Origin of the sequence: Bacillus sp. FSL R5-0593 (assembly GCF_038603755.1) — a bacterium.
Classification (GTDB): Bacteria; Bacillota; Bacilli; order Bacillales; family Bacillaceae; genus Bacillus; species Bacillus velezensis.
This window is the reverse complement of record NZ_CP152011.1, coordinates 1503403-1520462: the sequence shown is the minus strand read 5'-3', so window position 1 is coordinate 1520462 and position 17060 is coordinate 1503403. Positions and strand designations below refer to the sequence as shown.

The following is a 17060-nucleotide window of genomic DNA, read 5'->3' as shown; positions in this document are numbered from 1 at the left end:
CCGCAAAATGATAAACTAATCCTGCATACGTTCCAGCGCATAATCTGCTTCCTCCGCAGTCAGTTCGCCCGCTTTTAATTGTCTGAGGAGCTCTTTTACTCTCTCGTTCTTTCCATTGGAATCCGCTGTTGCACGAGTCTGTGCCTCCGCGGAAAACGTTTCTTTTTTACGAATGGTTACATCCTTCAAACCTGCAAGTCTTTCTCCTTGTTCATTAAGCAGCTGAATATCGTAAATAAGCTCGGATTGACCTTTTTGGCCTGTTTTACGCGCATGAGCCCAGCATTCTGCTGAAACTTTTTTCCGAATCGTAATCTCTCCTATTGAAAAAGGAACATAAACAGATGCCTCTTCTCTTCCGTCCGTAATGCCGAACAAAGATTGCAGAGCCCCATCAATTAAAGACGGATGCAATGTATAATGTTCAAGAGCATATGCGGCTTCTTTTGGCAGCAATAAGTGTGCAACCGCTTCTGTTTTTCCGACCCATAAACGTTGAATCGGCTGAAAAGCGCGCCCATACAGGAACCCGTTTTCCCGAAAATACTCGTAACATTCATCTTGTTCACGGACAAAAGCACTTCTGTTTATCATCTCTTGTCTGTCGATGTTCTCTATATCATTATCACTGTAATGATGATCATAATCTAATTCCCCCGTCACAAATCCAGTCCTTACAGCAGCATCCTCATCAGGTGAGATGTTAAATAATATGCTGCCGTCTTTTACGGAAATGTGAGTGTAAATGGTCAGGCTCTCTTGCAAAAGCATGGCCGGTCTGGCAAATATCACGTTTTTTAAACGAGTGACCTTTTTCTTTCGATATGACCGCGTTCCCGCTGCGCATGCCATTTCAAGAAAAGCAGCTGCCGGGAGAATGCTCTTGTTTTTTACGATGTGGTCTTTTAACCAAATCTCTTTTTCTCTTAATGTCGTTTTAAAAAACTGCTGTTCCAGAGTAGATTCATTCGAATCCAGAAGCGGGTGCAGTGAAGACTGCCGCGGCAATATTTCCGGAAATGTTGCACTTTGGTTTCGAGGCACCCAGTAAGACTCCTCAGCAAATGGATATAAAGGAAGCTTGACCTTTTGCGGGGTATATTCTTCATATAACTCTCTCCATTGAATATCAGCCCCGAAAGACCATAATTTTGCAAGAAGATTCAAGTCCTTTGTCTCCATCATCACCTCGAGGAATTTATCTTTCATCTTTTGATCATGAAAGATAAAGACTTTATCAAAATCTTTCGTAACATTCCCTTTGTATACGCCCTCCCCAATTGTTCCTTCAGTACAGAAAGTTCTCAGTTTCTCCTTTAGTTCCGGCAAATCGGAAGCTACAACAGCAAGTCTGTCTTCCATCGGTTCCCTGCATGTCTGCAATGTAAAAGCGATATCAGCTGCCGAGACCTTTGTCTCCCGCTCTGTGAATTGCAGAAGGCGCCGGGCGTATTCTTTCAGCCTGTCTTCATTTTTGGCAGAGAGAACTGCGGCAAACGGACCGCTTATTGTTTGTGTGTCCGCATGGTTTTGATATTCTTCCACAATGACATGGGCATTTGCTCCGCCCGCTCCGAACGAACTGATTGCTGCTCTCCTGTTGGAGGCGCCTGATTCTTTCCGCCACTCTTCTTCTTTCTGCTGAACGTAAAAAGGCGTCTTTTCAAATCGGATATTTTGGTTCAGCTGTTCCGAGTGAATGGATGGCGCCAATTTCTGATGCTTAAATTGTAAAAGAACTTTTGTAAGGGCTGCTATTCCTGCAGCAGACTCCAAATGTCCGATGTTAGACTTCACTGAGCCTATTGCACAAAATTGTTTATCGTCCGTAAATTTCTCAAACGCTTTTGTCAATCCTGCGATCTCAATCGGATCTCCGAGCGAGGTACCCGTTCCGTGTGCTTCCAAGTAGCTGACGGAACGCGGACTGATGCCCGATTTCTTGAAATTTTCAGCAATCAGCTCAGCTTGTGCATTCGGATTCGGAACCGTAAATCCATTGGTTTTTCCGCCATGATTTACAGATGTTCCTTTAATTACTCCGTATATATGGTCCTGATCAGCAATTGCTTTTTCCAAAGGTTTCAAAAGAACGGCGCCCGAACCTTCTCCCGGGACATAGCCGTCTCCGCCCTCTCCGAAACTTCTGCACAATCCTTCGGTGGAAACAAAATTACCTTGACTCAGCCAAAGGTATTTGCTGGGATGTATGGACACATTAACGCCGCCCGCAAGCGCAATTTCACTTTCCCCTCTTTTAATGCTCTCACATGCCAAGTGAATGGCCGTCAGCGATGAGGAACACATCGTATCCAGTGCAATGCTCGGACCGGAGAGATTAAAAAAGTATGAAACCCTGTTCGCAATAGATGAAAAGAAGGAACTGAGCGCAATCGGATTGCCCCGCGCAGTTTCTTCTGCGCCGAATAATTGATATTGTCCGTACATGGCTCCGACAAACACACCGGCTTTCATACCGTCAAGCTTCTCTTTTGTATATCCAGAATCTTCAAACGTATGCCAGGAGGTTTCGAGAAAAATTCGCTCCTGAGGGTCCATCAGCTCAGCTTCTTTATGAGAAATGTGGAAAAACAGCGGATCGAATTGATCAACACCGCTGATAAAACCGCCCCACTTACTGTTGATTTTTCCCTTCTCCATTTTGTCAGGACTGTAATTCGATCTGAAATCCCAACGTTCCTCGGGGATTTCAATAATACAGTTTTTCCCTCCGGCAATGTTTTCCCAGAACTCCTCAAGAGTATCCGAATTCGGATATCTTCCGCTCACACCGATAATGGCAATATCCTCACCCGGCTGAACCTTGCTCGGTGCAGATGCAACCCTCTGCTGCCGGTGCTGTTTTTTACTCAGATTTTCTCTTTTCTTCGGCACTCTTGTTACCGGAGCTGCCCCTGCGGCCTTAAGCACTTTTTCTTTAAAAGATGTTAGGAAGAAGTTTGAAAGCTCTTCAATGTTCTGATATTCAAAAAAGATTGTTTTGGGAAGATCCCCGAAAGTATCTTCAAGCTTTGAAATAAGTGACATGATCATAAGTGAATTGATTCCGAATTTCTCAAAAGAGTCTTTCGCATTTATTTTATGAGCTTGGATTTTCAAGACACCGCTGATGATCTTGATTAAATAGTCATTTACTTTTTCTTTCGCAGCATGTTCCTCTTCTTCATCGTGTTCCGCCGTGAGTGTATCTTGATCTGCTGCAGCTGTATTTCTTTGAATCGAAAGCGCTTTTATCATTTTATCCCGCTTTCCTTCTGCAGGCATTAAGCTGGTAAATGAAGACCGCAGCATTTTCAGAAACGCTTCCAAAACAGAGGAAGTTCGCATCGGAGTCATTCCGTATTTTTCTTTTATTTGGTTGATTCCATTGCTGTCGAGACTCATCCCGCCATCTTTCAATAACGGCCAATTGATTGAAAGGGTTTTTCCGTTTCGGGAGAGCTGAGATCGAAGCACTGCAAAACTGTCCATAAAATGATTTGCGTACGCATAGTCACTTTGGCCGGCATTTCCGTAAGCGGAAAAAGAAGAAAAGAGAACAAAAAAATCAAGATCTTCGTCTTTTGTCAGCTCATCCAGCCAGATTGTCCCGTAAACTTTCGATTTCAGTACGTCCGTAAAATCACTGAGACTTTTATTTACAAGAAATGAGTCACGAAGGATGCCGGCAGCATGAATGATCCCGTTTATGCTGCCGTACCGCTGTTTAACGCCGAAAATGAATCGCTCTGCCTCTGTTCGATCTGTGATGTCCGTCCGCTGATATTCAACAATAGAGCCGCTCTCATTAAGCTTACTGATCCGTTCTTTTTGATCAGCGGTTAAAAAAGAACGGCCTGTAAGTATAATCACGGCTTGGTTTTCTTTAGCGATGTGTTCCGCAAACAGCAGCCCGAGTTTTCCCGCTCCTCCGGTAATGATATATATGCCGCCTTTTTGATACGTTACAGATCCGTTATCGTGTTCAGGAATATCAATATGCTGCAGCCCTTTCACATAACGGGTATATGAGTCTATTAAAATCTCACATTCATCCGTTTGAAAGCGCTGTATTTCACTGATTGCAGCATCCCACATCTCGGAAACCGGAGGATTTTTGTCAGAATCCTCATGGCGTATCTGTATGGTTTTCGCTTTAAGCTTAGAGCTTTCCATGTTTACCGTTTTCATGAACCCTCCGACAGCTTCATGAAACGGCTGATTCAGACCGCTTGTCCAATAAATATGCAATAACGTAACAGGTTCGTTTCTCCGCATTAAAGCTTTTGATAATAAAAAGAGCGAGTTGATCCCTCTGCGAAGAGTTTCATTAACGGATTTTTCAGTGAATTCTCTGATTTCTCCGTTCCATAAATAAAGCACGACATCAGGTGTAAATCCGTTTTCAGCCAAATCAGACAGCAGCATTTCGACATGATTTTCATCAGAAGGATTGATTGTGCATCTATTCCCTTCAATTCTATAATCAGAATCGGGCGTTACGAGAATGACACGGTTATGATCTCCATTCATCATCTCGGCATGCTGAAAAAGACGGTTATCCTGATCAAAAATCAGCATATTCCCCGGTGCCTGCTGATTCGGCATATCAATGTTATTTGTTCTTACCCAATCGTTCTTAAAGAAAATGGTTGGGGACGGAGCTTGCGATTCCGGCTCCGCCTTTTTTTCCATTTGTTCTTTTCTGTAAGTGCGAATTAGCTCCAGTCCTGCATCAGGAGACATTTGCTGTTCTTCAATTAAGGAAAGTATTTGTTTGATCTGCACTATTTTCCCTCCAGCAGCTGATAAACTTGGTCAGCAGAAAGTTCACCGTTTTTCAATTGTTCTAATAAGAAGAGAATTTCCTGATCTTCATTTTTACGTCCTGCGGTTAATTCTCCCCCGGTCACTTTTCTGACAGAAAAGTCTTTCATGCTCACGGCTATTTCGCCGCTCTCGTTAATAAAATCAATGTTATACGTATAAAAACCGGTTTCTCTCACCGAGACATGGCATCGGGCAGTAAGCGCCCTCTTAATGTGAAGCTCTCTAAGTGAATATGGAACAAATAAGCCGTCTTTCTCATTATCTCTTAACAAAAATGCCGCCGCTTGAAAACCGCCGTCAATTAATGAAGGATGAAGTGTAAAATGTGAAAACCCGTTCGCTAAATGAGCCGGAAGCTCCAATTCTGCCATTAACTCCATATCACCGCGATATACGGCTTTCAACGTTTGAAAACTGCTATGATATGTCAGGCCCATACGACTGAAGCGGTGATAACACTCTTCCCGGCTTATGACAGCCTTACTGCTGCGTTTGAACTTATCAATATCGACATACTCAGCATTGTTGTTTATGTCCCCGAATACTGTTTCACTTTGTGTGCAGATTTGCTGCACGCCATCCGGACCCTCTTTACATATCGTTACGTTCAACTTATCTTGTTTCATTTCCAAGTCGGTATAAATGTGCAGCGTTTTTCCTTTATATAATATAGGTCTGTTCCACATCACGTCTTTTATTTTATATACTTCACTTTCTCCGCTTATTTCCGCACAAACAAGAGCCATTTCAAGCGAAGCGGCTCCTGGCAGCACATAGTCTCCTGAAACAAGATGATCAGTGACGAAAAATTCAGTTCCGGAAATAACAGTTTTAAATGCTTGTTTCTTTAATGTTGAGACATTCTCGCTGATTAATGGGTGAAGACTTTTGCTATTAACCTTAACCTCGCTTTTGTTCTTTTTCGGGGTGAACCAATAACTCTCTTTTGCAAACGGATAAGTTGGCAGCGGCACTCTATTCAATTTCTTATTGCCGATTGTCTTCCATTCAAACTCGGCTCCATTGGCCCACCATTGTGCGAGCAGCTCCTCTTTTCCGCTATGAAGAGCCTCCTCAATCATATATTCAGAAACAGCTGTGGGCTCTTCAGTGTTTTCGCTTATAAATACGCCTTTTTGCACCCTGCTGTCATCAAGAAAGCTGACGTATTTATCTCTCAGCTCAGTCAGACTCGCTGCACATACGGCAATTCTTTCGTTCATTGCTTCCCGGCCGTTTTGCAATGTAAATTCCATGTCACTGGCATTAACGGTCATCTCACCGGCAATCACGCGATCCAAGTACTGAACCATATGCCGGATATACTCAAGTAATTGATCTTTGTTTTTCGCAGATAAAACAAAAATATGTGTGTTACCGTTGTTTTCCGGCACTTCTTTTTGAGGTTCCCTATATTCCTCTAAAACAATATGCGCGTTCACACCGCCGAATCCGAATGAGCTGACACCCGCTCTCCTCGGCAGATCGTTGTTCTCTTTATCTTTTATCGGATTCCACTTTTGAGCGGTTTCTGTGATATAAAATGGCGTATTTTCCAGTTTGATGTATGGATTGAGTTCTGAAAAATGGGCGAGTCCCGGAAGTTTGCGATATTTAAATGCCAGTAACACTTTCATCACTCCGGCTATTCCGGCAGCGGTTTCGAGATGGCCGATGTTTGTTTTCACAGACCCGATTCCGCAGCATTTCTGTTTCGCAAAAGGAATGTCCCATTCTAGATATAACGTTTTAAATGCCTTTATGATGCTGTTTACTTCAATCGGATCGCCAAGACTTGTCCCTGTGCCATGCGCTTCTATATATCCCGCAGTGGCAGGGCTGACCCCCGCCTTCCGCCAAGCTTCGGTTAATAAGTCCGCCTGTGCGTTCGGATTCGGAGCAGTCAAAGAATTGGCGCGGCCGCCGTGATTTACAGCTGACCCTTTAATCAAACCATATATATGATCACCGTCTGCCTGTGCTTTGCTGAGCGGCTTAAGCAATACTGCAGCCGCCCCTTCACTTCTTACATAGCCGTCAGCGCTTTTATCGAACGTTTTGCACTTTCCGTCTTTGGAAAGCATACCTGCTTTATCAAAAGCTATAAACAGAGTAGGGCTTGTCATAATATGCACTCCGCCTGCAATCGCCATTTCAAAATCGCCTCTTTGAATCCCCTCAGCCGCACGATGGAGTGCAACTAACGAACTTGAACAGGCAGTGTCAATCGGTTCGCTCGGACCCGTCAGGTTCAGCTGGTAAGAAATACGATTTGCCAATATACAATGATTTAAACCGGTTGCGGTCTGCGCCTGAACAGAGACGCCATTTTCATTCAGACGTTCAGCATAATCCGTTGTGGCGACCCCTGCAAACACCGCGGTTTTCGTCCCTGCCAAATCAGACGGCTTATAGCCCGCATCTTCTATTGTTTTCCATACAGTCTCCATAAAAATTCTTTGCTGGGGATCCATTAATTCTGCTTCGGCGGGAGAAATCCCGAAAAACAACGGATCAAAACTGTCCGCGCCTTTGATAAATCCGCCTTTTTTTATTTTTGTTCTATTGACGTCCCTGATCGGATCGCCGTCAAACTCTTTCCAGTCCCAACGATCTTCAGGAATGTCTGTAATCATATCCCGCCCTTTTTCAATTCCTTCCCAAAAGTCTTCCAGCGAATCTGTTTGGGGGAAACGGCCGCTTATTCCCACTATTGCAACCGGTTCATTCATATGTCTTTCCTCTTGCCTGTTTTTGCTTTCAGGCTCAAGGGAATGTTCATAGGTTTCCGGCGGAGGCGTGCTGTACAATGTTTTTTCGTCAGCTGCAGAAAAAGATTCTGTCTCAGCAAAAAGAATTTCTCCGTATTGCTCGATTACATAATCAGTTATTTCAGCCAGTGAATTGCATTCAAAGAAAATGGACGGCAATAATTCCGTACCATATTGTTGATTGATTTCATTTCCGAGTCTGGTAAACGTAATCGAATCAAATCCGTACTCGCCGAATGAAGTCTCTTCTTCTATTTCCTTTCTGTCAATCTTCAAAATACTTGACATCATCTTTGCGATGCCCTCAATCAGATTTTCTCTCCGGTCTTTCGCCGCAGATTCATCTGAAGAAAAAGAACCGCAGAGATGAAGCTCCTCGGAATACTCACTCTTTAAAAACTCAAGAAGTTCATTAAAATCAGTAAGACCGAAAAAATCTGACGGCATCATTGATATTCCTAAAGTTTCGTTTAATTCGTTGCCCAGCATTGTAAACATAATTGAATCAAATCCGTATTCACTTATCGGCAGTTCAAAATCAAATTCCCGTTCTTCAATTTTTAATACGCCGGTGATGATGCGCGTCAAAGTGCTTTTTAAAGATTCAGTTATTGACAGCTCTTTCGGTTCGTGATTTTCGTCGGCGATTGCCGGATCACTTTTTCCGCTGTCAATCGTTATCATTCGTTCCAGCTTTAATTCATTACCGCTAAATACCATTATTTGATGTTCACACCCTGTCATTGCTTGATCAAATGCTGCAAGGCCTTCCCGTTTTCCCAGAGGCAGCATTCCGAAACGGTCATAAAGGAACTTCTCTGAATGAATATCAATTTGCATACCGCCTTCTTTCCATAAAGGCCAATTAATCGAGACTGTTTTTCCAGGTTTATTTTCCGCCGCTCTCATTTCCGCAAAATAATCCATAAACCGGTTTGCATAAGCATAATCAGTTTGTCCGGCATTCCCGATTATTGCGCTGATAGATGAAAACATAACAAAAAAGTCCAGAGGTTCTCTGTCTGTATACCGGTCAAGCCATATTGTTCCGTAAACCTTGCTGGCCAAAACTGAATCGAGATCCTCTTCACGCTTATTGATGAGTAATGAATCTTTTATCACACCGGCGCTGTGAATAATTCCTTTAACAGGACCTAATTTGTTTTTGACGAGTTGTATCAGTTTATTGACATTTTCCTTATCAGAAATATCGGTTCTTACATAAAAAACCTCTGATCCGTTTTTTTCGAGCTCTTTTACATTGCTTACGGCTTCCTCAGAAAGCTCTGACCTGCCGATAAGGACAAGTTTTATTCTCCCTTTTCGCACAAGATGTCTGGCGAAAATCAGTCCCAGACCGCCTGTTCCTCCTGTAATGAGGTAAACTCCCCCTTCTTTTACTTCCGTCTTTTCGGGGGGCTCGGCACTTTCAATTTCTGCAGAGTGCTTTACCTGCCTGATTCCATCTCTGTATCTGATTTCTGAAGTTTCATCGCTGATGATTGTTTCTTTCACAAGGTTTTTTAATTCAGGCAGACCGGCGTTCAGCTGTAACTGAATTTCGTCGCTGTGTATTTCAATATTTTTACCGGACAACATAGGATGTTCTAAATGAAGCGACCTAAAAAAGCCGCTGATTGCCATTTGATAAGGTAAGATTTGATTTTCCCTTGTGAAAAATACATGTGATATCAGGATTTTATGTCTTGGGATTGTTGCTAACAGAGCTTTCGTTACATTGAAAACCGGCAAAACAGCCTCTTCCAGCTTTTCACGAATGTTCTGCTCAATTCCCGTTTCAGGGCTCATCCCGATTAAAATGACGCGGTCAATTGTCACTTGTCTTTCTTTAAGAATCGCCAGCAATTTCTGATAGCCGTCAATTTTGACGCTGTTCAATTCAAAGGAATCAGCTTCTTTTTCTTGAAAACTGCCGCCATGGCGGACAAAGATCATGTTCAGGCCGATATCTTTATATGCCTGGCGGATCAGCGGTTCTGATATATCCCGACGGAGCGAAATCACAAGGCAGCTGTTTAAACCGCTGGCTTCAGGCTGGTGAAGCAGAGGGGCCCGCTTCCACATATCAGTGTAATACTTAACTGAATGCCGCTCATCCTGAGTCTGCGGTGCAGCCCTTAATGTCTTCAACGCTAAGTTTTTTATTTTAAGACTTACAGATCCGTTTTCATCCATAAATAGTATATGAAACCTTTTGACATCATCATGTTGTCTTTCATCGGCAGCTGTAATGTAAGCATAGCCGTTTGCCGAAGGTGCGTGAAGAATCTCCAGCTCACCTAATTCAAAAGGCAAATATGCGGTGTGATCGTCTTCCTGACCGGACGTAAACCCTGTTGTGGATTGAAAAATGCCATCCAATAAACACGGTTCCAGCAGCGTGCCGGATTTTTTATGAATGCTCTCAGGAAGTGATATTCGTGCAAGAACAGCATTTTCATGAATAAACAGCTGTTTTATTACCTGAAAACTGGTTCCATAGTCCAAACCGCTCTGCCGGAAGGTCCTATAACACTCAGCGCCGCTGATTAATCTTTTCTGTCCGGTTAACCAGCTGTCCAATTGAAAATGCTCTGTATGAGAGGCATCTTGATCTCCGCATGTGATAATGTTTCCTTGGCAGTGAACTGCCGCTTCAGGTTGCATATCGGTTTTCACCACAAATCTGCCGTCTTTTTGATTCGGCAGCAGATCTATCATTATCGTCTTTTCTTTTTCAACGGTTATCGGAACCGCCCATACAACCTGACTCAGTTTTATAACTGATTTTCCGTACAGCCTCTCTCCCGCTTCTCTGGCCGCTTCGATGATTGCCGCTCCGGGCAGAACCATATTCCCATGCACAACATGGTCTTTTACATAATATTCAGAATCTGAAAGCGTTTTATAAAATCGGCACTCACCTGCTGAAAAATCAAATAAAGGAGCTGTACCGGCTGCTGATGTTGTTTGCGCCTTATTTGACACCCACAGTCTGTTTTTTAAGAAAGGGTAAGTCGGCAGGGCAATTTTTGCCGGTTTTCTGCCGGTGCGGAAGTCATCCCAGCTTAAATTGCCTCCTGATACCCAGAATTCAGCCATTTCGGCTAATGTGGTGCTGCCGGATTTGAGCGGAAGATCCGATTGCCGCTGTCCGCGTTTATGATTCAGTTTTTTCCCTCTAAATATTTCGTGATCGTCAATTCCATTATAAAAGTGATTTAATTTCAACATGAGATCATCGATATTATTTGAAATGACAGCAAGCCTTTCCGGCATGGCTTCACGCCCTTCAAGAAGGGTATACGCAATATCAGAAAGGTGAAGCGGCTTGTTTGTTCCCGCTTGCTGTAAAAACTCGCCCTGCTTATGACGGGCCTTTTGAAGATATTCCTCCAGCTGTTTTGCTGATTCCCGTAAACTCAGTGAATGCTTGGCTGAGAGTACGATAAGTTCCTCACTTTCCTCACGCCTCGTATGACAGTCAGCAGCAGACTCATACTCTTCCACAAGGATATGAGCATTTGCCCCGCCCGCTCCGAAAGAACTTAATCCCGCGCGCCGCGGATATTTGCTGTCAGAATGTTTTTCATTCGCGGGTTTTATCCAGTCGGCGGTTTCCTGCTGAAGGCAAAAAGGTGTCTCTTCCAGATAAAGATCCGGATGCACTCGTTCAGCATGCAGTGTTGCGGCTATTTTTTTATACTTCATTTGTAAGATAATCTTTGTCAGGCCGGCAATACCCGCGGCCGCTTCCAGGTGGCCGATGTTAGATTTAATCGATCCGAGAGAGCAATATGAAACATCTTCGGTATAAGCTCTAAACGCCTTGGTTAGGCCTCGGACTTCAATCGGGTCACCCAGCGGCGTTCCCGTGCCGTGGGCTTCAATAAAGCTGACACTTCTGGCGCTCCAACCGGCCGCTTTAAGAGCTCCTTGAATTAAATCCGCCTGTGCGGCAGGATTAGGCACCGTATAGCCATTTGTCTTTCCGCCATGATTAATTGCCGTTCCTTTAATGACTGCGTACACAGTATCTTTATCACGTATGGCATCTTTAAGCGGTTTAAGAATAACGGCCCCTACACCTTCCCCGGGCACGAAACCGTCGCCGCCTTCTCCAAAACTTCTGCATTTTCCCGATTTTGAAAGCATTCCCATCTGACATCGGTATAAATAGTCAGAAGGATGAAGATACAAATTTACTCCTCCCGCAACCGCAACCGAGCACTCACCCTTTGTTAAACTTTGGCAAGCCATGTGAATTGCCGTTAAGGATGAAGAACAAGCCGTATCTACAGGGACACTGGGACCTGTAAAGTCAAATGTGTAAGACACTCTGTTCGCGAGAGACCATGGGAACGAATTTGGAAGTACATCGTTTTTGTCCGTCGGTATTCTTTCGCCGAGCAGCTTGTAAGAATTGGTCGTCACTCCCGCAAATACACCGACATGTTTTTCGGTCTGCTTTCTCAACCCTTCAATGGTATATCCCGAATCTTCAAATGCTTTCCACACGGTTTCGAGAAATATTCGTTCCTGAGGATCCATCGCTTCTGCTTCTCTCGGCGATATTTGGAAAAACAAAGAATCAAATGATTCAGCATTCTTTAAAAATCCGCCCCATTTGCAATAAATTTTCCCCTCATGCGCTTTAGCGGGGTCTGGATCATAGTAGGTCTCATAATTCCATCGTTCTTTCGGAATTTCTGTGATTGCGGTTCTCTCTTTTGATAGAAGCTCCCACAATTCTTCAATATTTTCAGCCCCGGGATAACGGCCGCTGATACCGATTACCGCTATCCCGTCAAGATGTTCTTTTTCCTCCGCCGCAGGTGCAGTGATGTTTTGTTCCGGCCTGGCGGGGGTAATGCTCTGAATCTGTTTTCCTTTTTCCTCCCGTGAAAATAAACGCCCCAGCCGATCCGGATATTCCTTTATAAGATGATCCGCTAAATCTCTGATTGTATGAAATTCAAATAAAAGCGTTTTCGAAATTGCTCCCAGTGACTGCTCCAGCTTTGTGTTGCATTGATGAATCATAACCGAATCCATTCCATATTCAGCCAGATGCACATCTTGATCGATCTCTTCCCGTTCTGCACCGACCTCAGAGGAGATGATATTGGTTAAAAACAAAACTGTCTGATCCAAAATATCGCCTTGAGCCAAAGGAATGGCACTGCCTGTCTCTGTTTCGTCCGTCAAAAATCTCTGCCGCATAAATTGTTCAAAGCGCTCATGATCACCGCAGACTGCAATATTATGCAGCTGACCCGAAGTTACAATCCGCGAAAACCATTGCGTTCCGTCTTCAGCAGGAAGTTCTTCGAGCCCGGAACCATGAAAAAGAGACGTCCGCCCTTGACCTGACAGGTTCGCCCCCATTCCGATGTCTTGCCATAAAGGCCAATTGATTGTCAGCGTGCGGCCGCTGCGCAGAGAATTTTGCCGTTTCTGTTCCCGATATTCGGCAAAATGATCTAAAAAGCCGTTTGCATATGCATAATCACACTGGCCTTCGTTCCCTGCAATAGAGACGACTGAAGAAAAAACGGCGAAAAAATCTAATTCCAGCGACTTCGTTGCATGATCAAGATTCAATGCACCATGAACTTTCGGAGCAATCACCTCTGAAAGTTCCTGCTTTGTTTTTCGAAAAAGCAGCGAGTCTCTGATAACTCCTGCACAATGAATGATGCCATGAAGACCTGCATGCTGAACGGTAATACCGTCAATCATTTTTTTTACCGCTTCTTTATCGGATATATTCGCCTGTATATAATAAACCTTTGCTTTAAAGCTGTTCAGGTATTCTAAATGTTTCTGCTTATCTCCGTTTAAAGCAGATCGCCCCGATAGAATAATGGTGGATCTTTCAGTTTTCGCGCAATATTCAGCGACTTTACTGCCAATCCCCCCGAATCCCCCTGTAATTAAATACACTTTATCTTTTTCAGGGTATTGAACGGTCTTTCTGTTTGTTTCTCTCTGCTTCACTAACATCCGTGCATATCTTACGCAGCCTCTGTACTTGATATAAAGATGCCGATCAGGCGCTGTATTTATTTCTTTATAAAGAATGTCAGCCTTCTCTGAAAATGAAACGGATGCAGAATCATGTTCAAAGCAAACCGTCTTACAATGCAGCTGCGGGTATTCTTGTTTTACCGAATTTAAAAAACCGTTCATACCTTCAAAATACGGCAATTTTTCTTTTTGATTCGCGCTGAATGTATAAATGAACGTTACTTTATTTATAAGGTTCTCGCTGATTAAAGCCTTAGTCAGATAAAACACGGAATAAATTCCTGATTCGAGTGTTTCTTCCAGTTCAGGCTGTTTTTCAGACCACGTATGCAAAATTGCATCGGGCGCTGCGCCTTTTTCCTTTAACAGACGAATGACACCTTGATAATCTTCGGGACGCTGCCTGTTGATCGTGAAAACACTGTCGCTTATCTGCTCTAAACGCTCACCGGGCATAATAAGATATGCGGACGTATTCTCTCTTTTTTTCAGCTCTTCAAAATAGTCTTTATTCCCGGAGAACAACAAAATAGTACAAGCTTGTCGGCTGCCCGCTTCATTCTCAATTGCGGTTTCTTTCCATACCGGCGTATAAAGTGCCTGATTCTTCTTTTCTGAAAAAGCCGCGTCTGATTTTACCGGCTGAGGGTTTAAAGAAAATTGAGAGCGCTCAAACGGATAAGGCGGAAGCGGGGCTTTTCTTTTATGATCATCACCTAGTTTCGCCCATTCAATCTCTTCTCCTGAAAGCCACATTTGCATAAATGAATGATATAGAGCCTCATCGGCTGGTTTGTCCGCTTCAAAAGCAGCCGCTTTGTTTAGTTTTGCTGATGGAGGTAGCGATCCGAATTGAAAAACTGAAAAATCAGAAATATTCACATCCGGCTCCGTTCCCTTTTCTTCCGTGTGAAGCGGCATATGGTCCGCTATCTCCTGAGACACGGCATCCATTTGATTGTATTCTGTCATCAACGGAAAACGAGTTTTATCATAAAAACCTGCCGGCTGCTCATTAATACAAGCAACAGCCTGTTTAATTCCGTCTTGCTTTTTCAATAACATGCTCAGAAAAAGTTCTTTAGACAAGATTCCTTCATCCAGTAAATTTAATATTTCCAGAACATAATCATCATTAAAGAATCCATCATAATCTGTTAAATCCCATCTCTTATACAGTCTTCTCATAGAGGCAAGGATAGCCATGATCGCCGCTTCCTCATCAGCCGGCAATGCATTTCTTTTATCCGCCGTGCGATTCACAATATAAGATAAAATCTCGATTTCCTGAGTCTTTCCCGCTTTATCCCACTCTTCTAAAAACCCTTTAAACGTATATTGGTGCTCAAGAAGCAGCCGTGTTTTCCCGTACAGGCGGTCTGCAAAATCAGCCGGGAAGCTCAGACCGTTCAGCAGCACCCTTACATATTCTTCATTTAATCGAACCGGCGGGTACGTTTTTGAAGTGTACGGATTGACAAATGGAATGGACGGCGGCTCACAGGATATGTGCGAAAGTTTTTCAGCGCCTGTGATGACAGAAATGGCCTTTTCAATTTTGATGATATCCGCTGCTGCAAGAGCGACGTAATATCCGTCTCCGGCGCCTGTAATGAGGCTTGGCTTAAAACCGGATGCCAGGATACTTTTTATGATTTCCGTATTGATAACTAAAGAATACAAGCGGATTTTCTCAGGCGTCCATTTTCTTTTAAATGAACTGTGCAATGTTGGTATACCCTTCAGCACCGGCCTTACTTTCTTTTCTAAATCAGGGAACACCCGTTTCAAAACGGCAAATTGTTTATAACTTTCCCATTTGAAGTCACCGATGGCAAGCGCCCATTCAGAACCTTGTTTCCTCCGAAAACTTAATCCCTCTTTAAGCTGATTTTTAAATTCCTCCTTGCTGCCTGCCAATAAACCAGCCCTGTAATCAAACGATGTCCTTGTTAAAAGGGTGCTGCTGATCACTTCATTTGATATTTTGCAAAATTCCTCTGAATCGTCAGCAAAGGTTCTCCAATGATGTATCATTTGTTTCATGCTTTCTTCACTTTTAGCGGAAAAAAGGAAGGGTATCCTTCCTTTTCTGTCAGATTCGTCTTTTGTATGTATAAATTCTTCGATGATGACGTGAGAGTTGACACCCCCAAAACCGAAGGAGCTGATTCCCGCCCTGAGCGGAGCCCCGTCTGCCGCCTTCCAATCACTTGAATCAAGCGCCGGCCTAAACGGTGTTTTTTCAAACTGTATAATTGGGTTTACCGTATGTACATTCAGGCTTTTCGGCACCCTCCGGTGTTTCATCATCATTAGAACTTTTATCAATCCGGCCATTCCCGCTGCTGCTTCTGTATGACCGATATTTGTTTTCACACTTCCGATCCTGCAATATTGAGTATCCTCAGTATATTGCCGATACGCTTTTGTCAATGCTTCTATTTCTATCGGATCGCCCAGAGATGTTCCTGTGCCATGTGCTTCTACGTAAGAAACCGTCGCAGCATCGACAGCAGCGTTGTGTAAAGCTTCTGAGATGACCCGGCACTGCGCTTCTGCTCTGGGAGCGGTTATGGAACGGGTTTTACCGCCATGATTAACAGCTGTCCCTTTTATGATCCCGTATATATGGTGACCGGCTTTTACTGCATCACCAAGGCGCTGCAGCAATACAACGCCTGCCCCTTCTCCGGGAACGTACCCGTTCGCTGCTGCGTCAAAGGTTTTACATTTGCCGTCAGGACTCAGCATTCTGGCTTTGGAAAAAGAAATATATTTTCCGGGTTGGAAATTCAAGTTTACTCCCGATGCGATTGCATAATCGCTTTCTTTTGTCCGCAATGACTTAACCGCTTCATGTAAAGCAACAAGCGATGATGCACAAGCGGCATTTACAGACATGCTTTTTCCGGTCAAACCGAATGTGTATGAAAGCCGGTTGGAAAGCATAGCTTCGAAACTTCCTAAACAGGCATAACTGTCGATTTCCGATTCAGCATGACCTGTCTGCCGGTAGTCAGAATTCATAATACCCGCAAAAACAGAAGTGGTTTTACGCTGGAGATCCTGCAAAGAAACCCCGGAATCTTCGATGCACCGCCAAGTTTCTTCTAAAAGGATTCTTTGCTCAGGATCCATGTTTTTCGCTTCCCGGGGAGAGATATTAAAAAACTTATGGTCGAAATGGTCAGCTTTATGAATAAAACCTCCCCACTTGCTGATTGTTTTGTTCGGTATACTGATATCAGCTGAATAATAAAGTTCGGGATCCCACCGTTCAATCGGCACTTCCCGGATGGAATCTTTGCCGCTATTTATGTTTTCCCAGAATTCATGATAATGATCTGCATCGGGGAATCTGCAAGCAACCCCGATTATCGCGATATCCGCACTCTGTTTATTCAAATGAACCATTGGCCTCCACCC

The 17060-nt window shown here is 43.7% G+C and carries 2 protein-coding genes; both read right to left on the bottom strand.

What is annotated here, in order from left to right:
* Positions 1–15: 15 nt before the first annotated feature.
* A complete protein-coding gene (locus tag NYE36_RS07780) occupies positions 16–4788 on the bottom strand; it encodes a type I polyketide synthase (RefSeq protein ID WP_094032409.1) in 4773 nt (1590 codons plus the stop codon).
* Complete coding sequence (locus NYE36_RS07775; protein WP_265450910.1) at positions 4788–17048, bottom strand: SDR family NAD(P)-dependent oxidoreductase; 12261 nt, start codon at positions 17046–17048, stop codon at positions 4788–4790. Before NYE36_RS07775 ends, NYE36_RS07780 begins: the two co-directional genes overlap by 1 nt.
* Positions 17049–17060: the final 12 nt, after the last annotated feature.